This window comes from Actinomyces gerencseriae DSM 6844 (assembly GCF_000429265.1).
In the GTDB taxonomy this organism is placed as follows: Bacteria; Actinomycetota; Actinomycetes; order Actinomycetales; family Actinomycetaceae; genus Actinomyces; species Actinomyces gerencseriae.
The window spans coordinates 161056-175284 of record NZ_KE386873.1 but is presented as its reverse complement, the minus strand read 5'-3'; the positions used below and the strand labels follow the sequence as shown (position 1 = coordinate 175284).

Sequence of the window (14229 nt, the reverse complement as noted above, 5' to 3'; positions counted from 1 at the left end):
CGGGCGTCCGACTACGCGTCCGAGGCGTTGAAGAGGGCGTCGAGCCGATGGCGAGTGCCCCGCGCCCACCGGGTCGTGGAGACCACACCCAGGGCCGCGACCACCAGCCCGAGAACCGCCGTGAGCCGGAAGACGGGGTGACTGGCCGCCGTGAGACGGAGGTCGTCGGTGCTGGCGGCCAGGCCGGCCACCACCACGCCGAGGGCCACTCCCACCTGCCGCGAGGCCGAGGCCAGTCCCGAGGCGGTTCCCGCCTGGGACAGGGGAAGACCCGCCACCGCCGTCGTCGTGATGGGCGGGTTGATGAAGCCGATCCCCGCCCCCAGCATGGTGAAGGCGATGATCAGGTACCACGCCGGGGTCCCGGTGCTGATGAATACCAGCATGACGCTGGCGACCGAGATCGCCGCCCCGCCGATGACGAGGGAAGGGCGGGTCCCGCGGCGACCTACCAGTCGCCCCGACACCGGCGAGCTGAGGGCCAGCACCGCTGCCATGGGCAGGATGAGCGCTCCCGTCATGAGCGCCGAGTAGCCGAAGGGCCCCTGCAGCAGGAGCGGGACGAGGAAGAGGCAGCCGCCCTGCACGGTGAAGACCATCACCGCGATGAGCACCGAGGAGCTGAAGGCGGCCGAGCGGAAGAAGCGCAGATCCACGAGCGGTTCTGCGACGCGTCGTTCCACCACGGTGAACAGCGCGAGGCAGACCACGGCGAGCACGGCCAGCGTGAGGACGAGAGATGAGGACCACCCGGCCTCCGGACCCTCGATGAGGGCGCCGACCGCCCCCGCCAGGAGTCCCAACATGAGTATCTGGCCGGCCGGGTCGAATCGGCGGGGACGCGCGGCGTGGGACTCCGGGACGAACAGGACGGCCCCGATCGCCGCGACGAGGCACACGGGAACGTTCAGCCAGAAGTTGGCCGCCCATCCGATGGTGTCCGTGAGCAGCCCGCCGACCAGTGGCCCGAGCCCGAGCGACAGGCCCGCCACGGCGCCCCAGACGCCGATCGCGGCGGCCCGCCTCGCCGGATCGGTGTAGGTCGCGGAGATGATCGACAGGGCGACCGGCGTCAGCAGTGCCCCGCCCGTGGCCTGCAGGCCGCGCCCCACGACGAGCCAGGTGACCGTGGGCGCCAGCGCGCACAGAGCCGACGTCACGGCGAACAGGACCAGCCCGACGAGCAGGGCGCGCTTGCGGCCGAAGCGATCCGCCATCGAGCCGCTGACCAGCAGGAGGGCGGCGATCATGAGGGTGTAGGCGTCGATCACCCACTGCAGCTGGGTCGTCGAGGCGCTCAGGCTCGCGCGGATCACCGGCAGGGCCACGTTGATGAGGGCGACGTTCATGGAGGAGATGAACAGCGCCGCGCAGCAGGTGACCAGGACGATGGCGGGGCGCACGATCCGACCGTGGACCGTGGCGGGCGCATCGTCGGGCTGCGTCGGGCGGGGCGGTGCTGCTCCTCCGATCGTCGATCCATCGGGGGCGGTGGCGGACTCGCTCGGGACGGGCGTGCTGGTGGAGGGCGTTGGTGTCTTGCTCATCGAGTCTCCTCATCCATGGGGCGCCGGCCTTGACAGCGGCGCCCATCACGCGGAGGCACCCGCGACCGGCCGGGGCGCGTCGTCACGAGTGCTCGTGATCAGCCTACGCCCGCCCATCCGGGAGCCGGCAGCCGCACAGCCTGCACGAATCGACCGCGGTGCCCTGCACCCGCCTGTCCGGAGACAGGCAGGCGTCTCATCGACGGGCTATGGTCGGGATGACCGGGCCGCGAGTCCGGGAACCGGCAGGCGCCGAGCGGTGGAGCGGGCGGGCTGAAGCGGACGTCGCGTGGAGCGGATAAGCGCATTGGTGACTGCGGAGGCCCGGGCGCGTCCGGGCGGCTCACCCCGTGCGAGCGGGGATGATTCGGCATGCATGGGCGGTCGGGGCGGTCCGGACGGCTCGCTGTGCGGCTCCTCGATCTCCGCGGCCTCGGGCGCACTGGCCCCATGCCGATCTTCACTGTTCCCGCGGCCGTCCGCGCCATCCTGCTCGACATCGACGGCACCCTCGTGGACCACCGCGGTGCCGCCGACGTCGCCTCCTATCAGTGGGCCTCCACACTGCCGGGCTGGAGCCTCGGGCCGGGGGAGACCGCCGAGCTGTGGGAGACTCTGGATCGCAGGTACTTCACCCGTTACCAGATGGGGGAGCTCGCTTTCGGCGACCAGTTGCGTGCTCGCATCCGCGACTTCGTGCCCGACGGCGCGACGCTGTCGGATGCGCAGGCCGATGCGCACATGCGCGCCTACCGGGAGGTGTATCGGAGTCTGTGGCGCGCCTACGACGACGTGCCCGGCTTCCTGACCCGTCTCCGCCGAGCGGGAGCCGATCGCCCCGGCGGCCCGCTGACGGTCGCGTATCTGAGCAATGGGGACCAGGCGCCGCAGCGGGAGAAGCTGGCCGCCGTCGGCGCTCTTGAGACCGATTGGCCTCTGCTCGCCTCGGTCCAGCTCGGGGCGTCCAAGCCCTCCGCGGGGATCTTCGAGGAGGCGTGCCGCCGTCTCTCGGTCGCCCCGTCGCACGCCCTCATGATCGGCGACGACCCCTGGGCGGATGTCGATGGCGACCTCGGTGCGGGGCTCTGCGTCGTGTACCTGCGCCGTGACGGCGGATCTCCGGAACGCGATGTGCCCACGGTCGATGGCCTGGACGCGATTCTCATCGAATGACAATCGCGCGGTGCTGAGTGTCGCGGACCGCGCGGCGGCGGGCGCGCCCCGTGGTCCGGGCGGCGTGGGCAGTGGGAACGGGCGCCGGCCGCCCGGCTCGGGAGACCTGCGCGACCGTGGGGATGGGGAGACCGTCACGGGCCCGTGCGGGCCGCGAAGGCATGGCACGATGTGCTCATGACTCTGTCGAAGAAGCTGCTCAGCCGCGACGAGGTCGTGGTGCGGCACATGCATACTCATATCAAGGTCCTCCTGTGGCGGATCATTCTCGAGATCGTGCTGCTCGCACTCGGCATCGTCTGCTCGGTGCTGGTCCCCGGCTCCTGGAATCCCTGGGGCTTGATCGGCATCTGGGCGGTGGTGCTGGTCGCGAGCGTGCCGCTGCTCGTGGTGCCGTGGGTGCGGTGGGTGACCACGAGCTACACCGTGACGTCCAAGCGGGTCATCACCAGATCGGGCGTGTTCAACAAGACGGGGCATGACCTGCCCCTGACCCGCATCAGCGACGTCCAGCACGACCAGGACCTGACCGACCGGGTCTTCCGGTGCGGCACCCTGTGGCTGCAGACGAGCTCGGACGACCCGCTGGAGCTCACCGACGTGCCCGAGGTCGAGATGGTCCAGTCGGAGATCGCCAACCTGCTGTTCAACGACGTTCAGGGCGCTATCGACGTCGACCCGGACGACTGAGAGCGGGGGCTGAGGAGAAGTTGCGGGCGGTCGGGTGATGGCGGCGGCCCTGTCACGGCGCCCCCGCGGCAGTCGTAGCCCCGGCGCGGTCCCGATCCCTTCGGGCCGCGTCGGTCGGAGCGTCTCGGGAACTGGAGTGTCTCGGAGCCGGCTTGGGCCTTCGGTCCCCCGGCCCATCCCGGCCGTCATCGGGGCGGCCCGGGGCGTGCGGGTTCGGGAAGCGCGGACGACGCGCCGCTCATCCACTGTGCGCGGTCGTACATGAGCCCGCGCGGTCGTACATCAAACCGCGCGGCCGTACCTTAGAGCTCCTCTAAGGTACGACCGCGCGGCGTCTGGTACGACCGGGCGCATTCACGTACGACCGCGCGGGATCCGCCCCCTCGGATCTCCGGGTGCGCGGGGCCGCCGAGGCTCGCACGTCGCCGGTCCGCCGCTGGTCTGCGTCGTGAACCCTCTCGTCGTTGCGGGTCCGCCGGTGTCAGTCAAGCGTCTCGACGACCGCCACCGCCTGGGCGACGCCCTGAAGGGTGGCGGCGATGCGTACGACCTCCCAGATCTGCTCGGTGCTCAGCCCTTCGGCGCGCGCCGTGGCCTCGTGGGCGGTCACGCACTTCTCGCAGCCGTTGATGGTGGACACCGCCAGGATCCACAGCTCGAAGTCGACCTTCTCCACGCCGCCGGAGGTGCCGATGATGTTCATGCGCAGGCCCACGCGCTCGTTGTCGTAGTCGCCGCCGAGGAAGTGGCGCGTGCGGTAGGCGACATTGTTCATCGCCATGATCGAGGCGGCGCCGAGCGCGGCGGATCGGGCCTCATCGCTCAGGTGCTTCCGGGCCTCCTCGGAGACCTGCACGAGGACTGACTCGTGACGGGTGGCGGCGGCCGCGGCCAGGAACGTGCCCCACCGCTGCTGCTCGGTCAGCGTGGTGGCGCGGGTGAGGGTGGACAGGTTGAGCGACAGGTCCTTGGCCCAGTCGGGCAGGGCGGAGCGCAGGGTGGCGATGGTCATGGTGATCCTCGTCTTTCGTGAGATTGCCGGTGGTGGAGCGGATTGAGATGAACGGCCGGCTCGGCGGTCGAGCGACCACCGGACTCAGTCCTTCATCTCGGACAGGGCGTCGATGGCGGCCGCCCCCGCCCTCCAGTTGCAGGCGCACAGCTCGTCGGACTGGAGGGCGTCGAGTTGGCGCAGAACCTCCTCGGTGTTGCGGCCAACGGAGTCGGCGGTCACGGAGACCGACTGGATGACGTTGTTCGGGTCCACGATGAAGGTGGCGCGGTCGGCCTCGCCGGTGGGGCGCTTGATGCCCAGGGCCTCGACGAGCTCGCGGCTCAGGTCGCTGGCCATGGGGAAGGGGAGGTTCTGGAGCTTGTCGTGACTGCGACGCCAGGCGTAGTGGGTGTACTCGTTGTCCACGCTGACGCCCACGACCTCGCAGTCGCGGTCCTTGAAGTCCTCGTGGAGATCGCCGAAGGCGGCGATCTCGGTGGGGCACACGAAGGTGAAGTCCTTGGGCCAGAAGAAGACGACCCGCCAGGTGCCCTCGGGGACGGCGGAGGAGACGGTGGTGAAGTAGTCCTCGGGGCGATCGGCTTCGATGTCCTTGAGATCGCCGGGGACGACGGCGGTGAGCTCGTAGGCGGGGAAGCGGTCGCCGATGGTGAGAACGGGCATGAGGACTCTCTCCTGATGTTGCTGGTCGGTCGCGGTCTGTCATGTCGGTCGGTCCGGGGCCGCGTCGGTCGGCGCCGGGCGGCCCCGCCTGCGCCGTCGTGCGAGGCCCACTGGCGCGGCGACTCGTTGGCGGTCGGACGTCGCGCATCACATTAGAGTCAGAGGCGATAAGTTTCAACAACCTATCTTCGACAAGAAGGCCGGGGAAGTTTATGAATGCCTCTCGCTGGCCCGGTGGGGGGCAGAGGCGCTGCGCGCCTTCGCGGAGGATCACCGCACGGACGGGCTCATGCTGATCAGCCATATCGACGACGTCGGGGGTCGAGCTCGTCCAGTACCGCGGGCTCGCCGCGCGCCCGGCGGACTGAGACGGACCGAGTCGGTCCGGGTACCGTCGCGGGCGTGACCGCATCAGCCGCTCCCGCGTCGCCGCCCGCTCCCACCGCCTCGCCCGAGCGGATCGCCTCCCTGCGCGCCGACCTCGAGGCCTCGGGCTGGGGCGTGGAGTCCACCCGGCACCTCCTGGGCCCGGTCGCCGACGACGCCCTGCGCCGCGATCTGCTCTTCCCGGCGGTGCGGGCCCTGCGCGCCGTGCTCGCCGAGGACCGCGCTGCCGGCGCGAATCCGAGTCCCGCAGCCGTTCTGACCGCGCTGTTCATGCTCGGCGAGCCCGTCCCCGCGGAGGAGCTCGACGCGGTGCTGCGGCGCACCCGCACCGCGGGAGCACTCGCCATGGGCCTCGTCGTCCCCGTCGGGCGGGACGAGTCCCCCGACGCCGACGCCGCCGACACCGCCCCGGCGCCGGGCTCCGCCCCGGAGCCGCCGTCCGCCCCGGCGCGCGCCTCCTCCGCCGATGCCGGGTCTGCGACCACCGGGTCTCCGGCCCCGGCCGTCGTGCGCGCCGCCGTCGATCTGCGCCCTCACGAGGCCCACGACCGCGACGGCGACGTGCGCTGGTGGGTCGCCTCCGACCTGGGCGAGCTCACCACCGGTCGCGAGCTCGCCCCCGACCACGTTCTCGGCATCGGTGGGGCGGGCCTGACACTGGCCTCCCTCACCCCGCGCGACCCCGTCGCCACGGCCCTGGACCTCGGCTGCGGCTGCGGCATTCAAGCCCTTCACCTCCTGCGACACGCCGACCGCGTGACCGCCACCGACATCTCCGAGCGCGCTCTGGCCTTCACCGCCTTCAACGCGGCCCTGGCCGGCACCGACCCCGATCGCCTCGAGCTGATCCGCGGCTCGTTCCTCGAGCCCCTGGCCGGTCGCGCATTCGATCTGATCGCCTCCAACCCGCCCTTCGTCCTCACACCGTCCTCCGTGCGCGAGGCCGGTCTGCCCCTCATGGAGTACCGCGACGCCGGTGCTCCGCTGCTGCCCGTCCTCGTCCCCGCCGTCGGCGAGCACCTGAGCCCCGGCGGCACCGCCGTCATGCTCGGCAACTGGGAGCATCACCGCGGGCGGGACTGGCGCGAGCAGGTGCGCGCCTGGTTGCCGGACGACCTCGACGCCTGGGTGATCCAGCGCGAGGGACAGGACCCGGTGGAGTACGCCGCCATGTGGCTGCGCGACGGCGGCGTCTCCCCCGAGCGCGACGAGACCGCCTTCAACGCCCGGCTGGGCTCCTGGATCGACGACTTCGCCGCCCGCGACATCGAGGGGATCGGCCTCGGCTATCTGATCCTGCACCGTCCCGCATCCGACGACGGTCGGCGCGAGCCGTGGCGGATCCTGGAGGAGGTGGGCGCCGCACCGTCCGGGCCGCTGGGAGAGCACGTGGCGCAGGTCGTCGCCGTGCGCAGTCGATTGGCCGCCATGAGCGACGACGAGGTCGCCGCGCTCCACCCCGTCGTCGCCCCCGACGTCACTCAGGAACGTCATCTGCGACCCGGCGCGAGCGACCCGACCCTCATTCTCATCCGCCAGGGCGGGGGATTCGGCCGCGCGGTGCGCGCCGACACCGCGCTCGCGGCACTGGTGGACGTCGCCGATGGCGAGCTGAGCGTGGCCCAGATCGCGAGTGCGGTGTCGGCGCTGATGGGACTGCCGGGCGCCGACGCCGAGGCGCTGCGGGCCGACCTCGTGGCGGCCGCACGGGCGCTGGCGGGAGACGGCATCCTGCTGCTCCCGTAACGCGCCCGACGTCTCACGGCTTCGTCCTCGGTCGCCTCGACCGCTCCGACGGCTCTCCCGCCGGTCCGGTCGGCGGTCGCCATGCCGCACGGGCGCGCCGACACGCCGGTGATCGCGGGCCCCGGCGGGGAGCTCCGGACTGCTCGGAGGTCGTGGTCGACGGTCCTGTGTGGCGCACGTCGTACTCGATAGGGCGAGGCGTCCCACCGACACTCCCAGGATCGGCTCCTACGATCTGCCGGTGGCACCTTTCCGTCTACGCGCTCGTACCCCCGCCGAGCGCATGCGCCTGCGCGGAGCGCTGCTCGCGGCGTTCTGCCTGGGAGCGGTCCTCTGCCTGTGGGGAGTCTTCGTGCTCTCTCACAGGGGGCAGGTGCTGGAGGCGGCCGCCTTGAAGGGCTCGGAGATCGGGGCGCACTACGTCACCGGCCACGCCCGCACCCTGCTCTCGGTGGTCTCCATGCAGGCAGCGGCGGGCCTGGTCGCCGTCATCCTTCTCATCGGCCTGCTCAGGAGGAGTCACCGTCGGGCGGTGTGGGCCGTCATCGCGGTGGTGGGGTCGAACCTGTCCGCTCAGGCCCTCAAGTACTGGATCCTGTGGCGGCCTGACTACGACATCTCCGCGCGCTGGGACAACGCCAACACCCTGCCCTCGGGCCATACGACCATGGCGACCTCGGCCGCCGTCGCCCTCATCCTGCTGTCCGGCAGGAGATGGCGGGCGCTGTCGGCCTGGGCGGGGGCGCTGTTCGCCATCGCGATGGGATACTCCACCCTCGTGTGCCAGTGGCACCGCCCCTCCGACGTGCTGGCCGCCGTTCTCGTTCCCGTGGCCTGGGGCGCCGTTGCCGTGGCCGGGGGAGCCTGGGACTCCGCCTTCTACGGAGCCGCTCCGCATGCGCGTGCCGAGGGGGCCGCGGGGGACTCGGGCGGGGGATCGGACGGAGGCGCGGCGCGGGGACCGGAGAATGGTCCGGTCCGCGCGACGACGCCGACTCTTCCGCGCCTGCGGACTCAGAAGGCCGGGAACACGCTCCTCGCAGTGCTCGGCGCGGGCAGCACGCTGGTGGCGGTGGTGCTGGGGGTGTGGGTCTGGGCGAGAGCCGATGAGCTGGCCTCCCGCCGCGTGCTCTTCGCCTCCTACGCCACCGGGTCGGCCGCGGTCGTGGGAGTCGCCTGCCTGGCGATGGCGGCTCTGGTGAGTCTGACCGACTGGGGAACCGCGCGGCACAAGCGACTCGACTGACGCCCCGACTGCGCGCACGCGTCGCCGCCCGGGTCGGCGCTGCGCGCCTCCGGAGGGAGAGTCGCCGGCCCGCATGGTGGCGTATGGGCAGTTCCGGGCCCTTGACTCCTGTCGGCCCGCTACTCGGCGGCGGGCAGCGTCACCGTGAAGGCGGTGCCGTGCGGCGCGTCCTCGGGCGACCCCTCGGGAGCCTGCTGGGAGTCCACGGTGAGGGTGCCGCCATGGGACTGGATGATCGCCAGGGCGATGCTCATGCCCAGGCCCGTCGACCCGGTGCTCCGCTCCCGCGAGGCGTCCCCGCGGGCGAAACGCTCGAACATCCTGCTGCGCACCTCCGGGTCGATGCCCGGGCCGTCGTCGGCGATCGTGATGACGAGCTCCTCGCCCCCGCGCACGGCCCTCGCCGGGGGGCCGCCGGGGACGCCGGCCCTCGCCGAGAAGCCGGTGGAAGTTCTTGCCCCTGCCGGGGGCCCGGCGGACGCCTCGGTCCCCGCACCGTCCCGGGAGCCGCCATCGGCCCCTGCGGCCGACCGACGCGTCAGGGTCACGGTCACGTGCGAGCCCGCGGGAGTGTGAACACGCGCATTGGCCAGCAGGTTGACCATCACCTGGCGCAGGCGCGCCTCGTCGCCCAGCACCAGTGGGGGCTCGGGCTCGAAGTCCTCGAGCTCGTCCTCGCTCAGGTCCGCGGGCGCGTCGAGAACGGCGAGATCGAGATCCCACGTGTGGTCGGGGCCCGCGGCGTGCGCATCGGAGACCGCGTCCAGCAGGATGCCGACCAGGTCGACCTCGTCGTGCCGGAGCTCGCGCCCGGCGTCGAGACGCGCCAGGAGCAGCAGGTCCTCCACGAGCCGTGTCATTCGCAGCGACTCGGAGTGCACGCGGTCCAGGGCGTGCACGGCCTCCTCGGGAAGGGCGGCGTCGGCCCCCTCCCGGGCGATGAGCTCGGCGTAGCCGCGGATCGATGCCAGGGGTGTGCGCAGCTCGTGGGAGGCGTCGGCCACGAACTGCCGCACCTGGGTCTCGCTGCGCTGGCGCGCCGTCAGGGCCTCGTCGACATGGCCGAGCAGGGTGTTGAGCGCAGAACCGACCTGGCCGACCTCCAGGGAGGATCCCAGATCCGCCTCGGGCACCCGCTCGTCGATGCTGACCTCGCCGTGCGCCAGGGGCTGGGAGGCGACGCGCTCGGCCGTGCACGCGACCCGTGCCAGGGGCGCCAGGGAGGAGCGCACCATGACGCGCCCCGCCAGTGCCACGACGAGGGTGCCGGCGACGGCGATGGCGCCCTCGATGAGCAGCTGGGTGCGCACGAGGGCGTTGTCGACCTTCATCGACAGGCCCGTGATGACGATGTCGCCGGTCTCGGCGTCCTTGGCCGCCAGCACCCGGTAGGAGCCCAGGGACCCGATGTCGACGGTCACCGGCCGTCCGTTGGCCTCCAGCGACAGCAGCGCCTCGCACTCGGCACGGGTCAGTTCCTGGTAGCGGCCGTCGTCGTCGATGTACCCGGCCGTCACGGTCGAGGAGGCGAGATCGGCGCCCCCGTCGTTCTGGTCGTCGCGCGCACCGGAGGCGATCAGGGTCAGCGTGCCGGTGGGCTGCCCGGCGGCGTCCAGACCCGCGGGAACCGGCTTCGCCCCGTCCGGGCCCCGGGTCTCGCAGGCGCCGGGCGGCTGCCCGGAGGAAGCCGACGACGGCGCCGCGGTCGGGCCGGCGGACGACGGGTCGGCGGGCTCCTCCCTCTTCTCCCCGTTCGCCGCGTCCTCCGCGTCCTCCGCGCTCCTGCGGGCGTCGTCGTTGAGGGCGGACTCGTCGTGCTTCGTCCCGTGACGACGCACGTCGGCGCGGTGGGAGGCCGCCGTCAGCTGGTCGTCGAGACGGTTCATGAGCGTGTGGCGCAGCGTGAGGGTGGAGAGCGCTCCCATCGCGGCGGCCATGACGAGCACCAGGCCGAGGACGCCGACGACGAGTCGTGTGCGCAGGCTGCGCGGATGGAGCGCGGAGAACGGCGGAGGGGCGTTCACGGGCCGAACCGGGCGGACCTCAGCCCTGCGGTCCGCTCGGACCGGCGGGCTTGAGCACGTAGCCGACGCCGCGCATGGTGTGGATCATCGGCTCACGGCCCTTGTCGATCTTGCGGCGCAGATAGGAGATGTAGAGCTCGACGATATTCGCCTGCCCGCCGAAGTCGTAGTTCCACACCCGATCCAGGATCTGGGGCTTGGACAGGACCCGTTTCGGGTTGCGCATGAGATAGCGCAGCAGCTCGAACTCGGTGGCCGTCAGGCGGATCTCGTCCTCTCCTCGCCAGACCTCGTGGGAGTCCTCGTTCATGCGCAGGTCCCCGACCTCCAGCAGGTCGTCCTGCTGCTCGGCGCTCGCCCCGGATCGTCGCAGGAGGGCGCGCAGCCGGGCGACGACCTCCTCCAGGGAGAAGGGCTTGGTGACGTAGTCGTCGCCGCCCGCGGTCAGTCCCGCGACGCGGTCCTCCACCGCGTCCTTCGCCGTCAGGAAGAGGATGGGCACGTTCGCCTGGCGGCCGTGGATGCGGCGCATGACCTCCAGGCCGTCGAAATCGGGCAGCATGATGTCCAGGACGATGACGTCGGGCTCGATCTCCCGGGCGGCGCGCACGGCGGCGACGCCGGTGCCCGCGGTGGTCACCTCCCACCCCTCGTAGCGCAGCGCCGAGGCCAGCAGGTCGGCCAGCATCTGCTCGTCGTCGACGACGAGGACGCGCACGGGTGAGCCGTCAGGGCGAGTGAGGGTCTCAGCGGAGGTGGTCATGCGCCTATCCAACAGAAGTTTCCTGTGCCGGGACTGTGTGACGGGTATCCCGTTGTCGATGGGCCGATGATGGGACGATGGTATGGGAAACGAGTGTGATATGTGCCGCTTATAGGCCATTCCGAGGCTGTGTTACGCCTTTGTAACCATTGACGATGTGCGCCGGTGCCGCAGCGTGAGGCAGGCTTACCGATGCATAGATTTCACTTCTACCGTACCGGGACACTGCGTGGAAACCATCCAGGGCAATGAGCGCCTCTTCGGCGCCGAGGACGTCTTCTTCTCGACGACCGATCTTAAAGGCGTCATCCGCAATGCGAATCAGACCTTCATGACGCTCGCGCGCCACCCGCGCGAGGAGATGGTCGGCGCGCCGCACAACATCATCCGGCATGACGACATGCCGGCCGGCGTCTTCAAGCTCATGTGGGACGATCTCCAGGCCGGGCGGCCCGTGTGCACCTATGTGCTCAACCGGGCCGGGGACGGGCGCGACTACTGGGTCTTCGCGACGGTGACGGCCATTGAGGACGGGTACGTCTCGGTGCGCACCAAGCCGCTCGACGAGAGCGCGTTCGCCACGGTCCGCGAGATCTACGGCCGCGTGCGGGCGCGTGAGCGCGAGGCGGCCGACCAGGGCGCCTCGCGCCGCGAGGTGGCCGAGAAGGGCGCCGAGGCGCTGCTCGCCGAGCTCGACGCCCTCGGGTTCTCCTCGTTGACGGCCTTCAGCACGGCGTCGCTGCCCACGGAGGCCGTGCTCCTGATCGGCAGGCGCGTGCGTGTTCCGGCTCGTGAGGAGGGGATGGAGGGGCCGGCGGCCACGATCCTCGACGGCGCCCATGACATCGAGCGCGACAGCGACACGCTCGTGGGGCAGATGAGCGGCTGCCGCTCGCTGCTGGACGGTCTGGGCGCCTGGATGCGGGAGGCCCCCGCGATCATCGACCGGGCGCGCCGCACCGGCGAGCTCGTCGGCATGCTCGACAGTCAGGATCCGGAGTCGTCGGTGCCCGACGTGGGCCTGCGCGTCGCCGAGCGCACGGGTCACGCCGTCGAGCAGCTGACCGGCCTGACGGTGACGGTCGTCTCGCTGTATCGGGCCGTCCAGGCGCTGAGCTTCCGGGCCTCCCTCATGCGCCTGCACACCCTGGTGCTCGGCTCGTACGCCGCCGCGGTGGTCAACGGCACGGAGGAGGATGTTCCGGCCGCGATGGCCGACCTGCATCGCGCCCTGGGCGCCGATCTGGAGGCCGTTGGCGCCGCCTGCGACGATCTCGGCTCTCGGCGTGACGCGCTCGACAGTGCGATGCGTCTCGTCGTCTCCGATCTCGATCGCACGAGGCGCCCCTTCGATCGTTGGCTGCGTGCGCTGCAGAGCGAGCACGCCTCTCTGCGCGAGGGCGCGGAGGGGGACGTCCTCGCGCTGCTGGGCGAGGCGGAGAGCCTCTCCGCCACGGGATTCCCGGAGATGTCCTCGCTGGCCGCGCTGGCCGCGCGTTGCCGGGGTCTGGATCTCTCCTATAATGCGAGTGCTATGGTTGACGCTAGCAACTCAGTGTCCAGTGCGATCGCTGAGTTGACATGAGACGCCGCACCCCGCTCGCGGGGGCGCGCGACGAGCATTCAGGAGAGAGCAGACGTGGAGTCTCAGGTCGGATATGAGCGGTTTTTCGGGCCGGACGACATCTTTTTCTCGACGACTGACGCCAAGGGCGTCATCCTGAGGACCAACCGCACATTCGACACCCTGTCGCGCTACACGCGCGACAGGCTGATCAGGGCCCCGCACAACATCATCCGGCACCTGGATATGCCGGCCGGCGTCTTCAAGCTCATGTGGAATGACCTCCAGGCCGGCCTGCCCGTGTGCGCCTACGTGCTCAACCGCGCGGCGGACGGCTTGGACTACCGCGTCTTCGCTACCATCGTGCCGATTCAGGGCGGCTATCTGTCGGTGCGCACCAAGCCGTTGGACACCGCCACGCAGCAGGCCGCCGAGCAGATCTACCGCGTCGTGCGCGCCCGCGAGCGCGAGGCGGCCGCGCGCGGCGCCTCGCGCCGTCAGATCGGCGAGTACGGCGCCGGCGAACTGGCCCGCGAGCTGGGAGCCATCGGGATCGAGTCGCTGCAGGCGATGACTCTGGAGCAGCTGCCCCGTGAGATCTCCGCCCTGGTGTCCGCGGGCGTGCGCGTCCCGGCCCCGCCGCCGGTGGCCGGGCCCGTGACCCAGATCCTGACGGTCGTCGGCCAGATCGAGAGGGACACCAACCTGCTCGTCTTCGAGCTCGAGGAGTACCTGCGGCTGCTGACCTCCATGGCCGGCACCGAGGACGTCCTCCTGGACGTGGCCAACCGCACCGAGGCCTTCGGGCGGGTCGTCGGCGGGCGCGCCCTCAACACGATGGACAGGGCGGACGCCCTGGCCTCCCAGGTCATCGAGCTGTCCGGTGCCACGACGCCGGCGCTGCGCGCCCTGCCCGACCGCATGGACGTCCTGCGCCAGTCGGTGCTCGAGCTGCGCTTCTCGGTGGCGCTCATGCGTCTGCTCACGCTCATGGTCGGGCGCTTCGCCCGGTCCGTCCTGGACGGCAGCGAGGAGGATCCCGCGGGGTCGATCCACGATCTGTGCGGGGCCCTCGATGACGGCTTCTCCCGACTCGGACCGCTGTGCATCGAGGTGGAGGAGGGCGCGGCGGCGCTCGACGCCGAGCTGGGCCGCATCACGCCGAGCCTGGATCGCATGGTTCGCCGTCTGAGCCGCTGGGTGGACCGCCACGGCGGCCGGGGGGCCTCCGGCGCCGTCGCCCAGGCCGCCTCCCTCGCCGACCGGGGCGCCCCCGAGGTGCGCGGCATGGCGGCGCTCGCCGCCGAGTGCCGCGGCCTGCACCTGCCCTTCGACGAGGCCGTCATCCGTCATCGCCTCGGACTGCTCCGGTCGGCCCTGGCCCAGGTCGATTGACGGGCGAGTCGACCGA

Annotated in this window: 11 protein-coding genes; 6 read left to right on the top strand and 5 right to left on the bottom strand. The window is 71.4% G+C overall.

The window, feature by feature from the left end; genetic code table 11:
- Positions 1 to 11: 11 nt before the first annotated feature.
- A complete protein-coding gene (locus G448_RS0113840) occupies positions 12 to 1547 on the bottom strand; it encodes a DHA2 family efflux MFS transporter permease subunit (RefSeq protein ID WP_084436803.1) in 1536 nt (511 codons plus the stop codon).
- Between the two features lie 450 nt (positions 1548 to 1997).
- On the opposite strand from G448_RS0113840, the gene G448_RS0113835 reads away from it, so the two are divergent.
- Positions 1998 to 2720: an HAD family hydrolase gene (locus G448_RS0113835; RefSeq protein ID WP_169720860.1), complete on the top strand. Its 723-nt coding sequence runs from the start codon at positions 1998 to 2000 to the stop codon at positions 2718 to 2720.
- Between the two features lie 177 nt (positions 2721 to 2897).
- Entirely contained in the window at positions 2898 to 3410 is a 513-nt protein-coding gene (locus tag G448_RS0113830) for a PH domain-containing protein (protein WP_026408462.1), read from the top strand.
- Positions 3411 to 3891: 481 nt separating this feature from the next.
- On the opposite strand, the gene ahpD is transcribed toward G448_RS0113830, so the two are convergent.
- Both ahpD and G448_RS0113820 read right to left on the bottom strand, forming a co-directional pair.
- The gene (gene ahpD, locus G448_RS0113825; protein ID WP_026408461.1) at positions 3892 to 4422 is read right to left on the bottom strand and encodes an alkylhydroperoxidase, AhpD family; all 531 of its coding nucleotides are present in this window, start codon (positions 4420 to 4422) and stop codon (positions 3892 to 3894) included.
- Positions 4423 to 4506: 84 nt separating this feature from the next.
- Complete coding sequence (locus tag G448_RS0113820; protein WP_026408460.1) at positions 4507 to 5088, bottom strand: peroxiredoxin; 582 nt, start codon at positions 5086 to 5088, stop codon at positions 4507 to 4509.
- Between the two features lie 402 nt (positions 5089 to 5490).
- Between G448_RS0113820 and G448_RS16815 the strand changes: the two genes are divergently transcribed.
- Both G448_RS16815 and G448_RS0113810 read left to right on the top strand, forming a co-directional pair.
- Entirely contained in the window at positions 5491 to 7221 is a 1731-nt protein-coding gene (locus tag G448_RS16815; RefSeq protein WP_051269102.1) for a DUF7059 domain-containing protein, read from the top strand.
- 241 nt (positions 7222 to 7462) lie between these two features.
- Positions 7463 to 8467 (top strand): phosphatase PAP2 family protein, encoded by a 1005-nt coding sequence (locus G448_RS0113810; protein WP_026408459.1) that lies wholly within the window; start codon positions 7463 to 7465, stop codon positions 8465 to 8467.
- 119 nt (positions 8468 to 8586) lie between these two features.
- Here G448_RS0113810 and G448_RS0113805 read toward each other — a convergent pair whose 3' ends face one another.
- Positions 8587 to 10491: a sensor histidine kinase gene (locus G448_RS0113805; RefSeq protein WP_026408458.1), complete on the bottom strand. Its 1905-nt coding sequence runs from the start codon at positions 10489 to 10491 to the stop codon at positions 8587 to 8589.
- Between the two features lie 19 nt (positions 10492 to 10510).
- Positions 10511 to 11254, bottom strand: coding sequence for a response regulator transcription factor (locus G448_RS0113800; RefSeq protein WP_026408457.1), 744 nt, complete (start codon positions 11252 to 11254; stop codon positions 10511 to 10513).
- A gap of 229 nt (positions 11255 to 11483) precedes the next feature.
- Here G448_RS0113800 and G448_RS0113795 point away from each other — a divergent pair, with 229 nt between their 5' ends.
- Together G448_RS0113795 and G448_RS0113790 are read left to right on the top strand one after the other, a co-directional pair.
- A complete protein-coding gene (locus tag G448_RS0113795) occupies positions 11484 to 12839 on the top strand; it encodes a PAS domain-containing protein (RefSeq protein ID WP_026408456.1) in 1356 nt (451 codons plus the stop codon).
- Between the two features lie 54 nt (positions 12840 to 12893).
- On the top strand, positions 12894 to 14213 hold the full coding sequence (locus G448_RS0113790) for a diguanylate cyclase (protein ID WP_026408455.1): 1320 nt from the start codon (positions 12894 to 12896) through the stop codon (positions 14211 to 14213).
- Positions 14214 to 14229: the final 16 nt, after the last annotated feature.

What these genes read in the sequence shown, in the direction of transcription:
- G448_RS0113800 (WP_026408457.1), bottom strand. Translation starts at nt 11,254, where the DNA reads ATGACCACCTCCGCTGAGACCCTCACTCGCCCTGACGGCTCACCCGTG.
- G448_RS0113835 (WP_169720860.1), top strand. Translation starts at nt 1,998, where the DNA reads ATGCCGATCTTCACTGTTCCCGCGGCCGTCCGCGCCATCCTGCTCGAC.
- G448_RS0113830 (WP_026408462.1), top strand. Translation starts at nt 2,898, where the DNA reads ATGACTCTGTCGAAGAAGCTGCTCAGCCGCGACGAGGTCGTGGTGCGG.
- G448_RS0113840 (WP_084436803.1), bottom strand. Translation starts at nt 1,547, where the DNA reads ATGAGCAAGACACCAACGCCCTCCACCAGCACGCCCGTCCCGAGCGAG.
- ahpD (WP_026408461.1), bottom strand. Translation starts at nt 4,422, where the DNA reads ATGACCATCGCCACCCTGCGCTCCGCCCTGCCCGACTGGGCCAAGGAC.
- G448_RS0113820 (WP_026408460.1), bottom strand. Translation starts at nt 5,088, where the DNA reads ATGCCCGTTCTCACCATCGGCGACCGCTTCCCCGCCTACGAGCTCACC.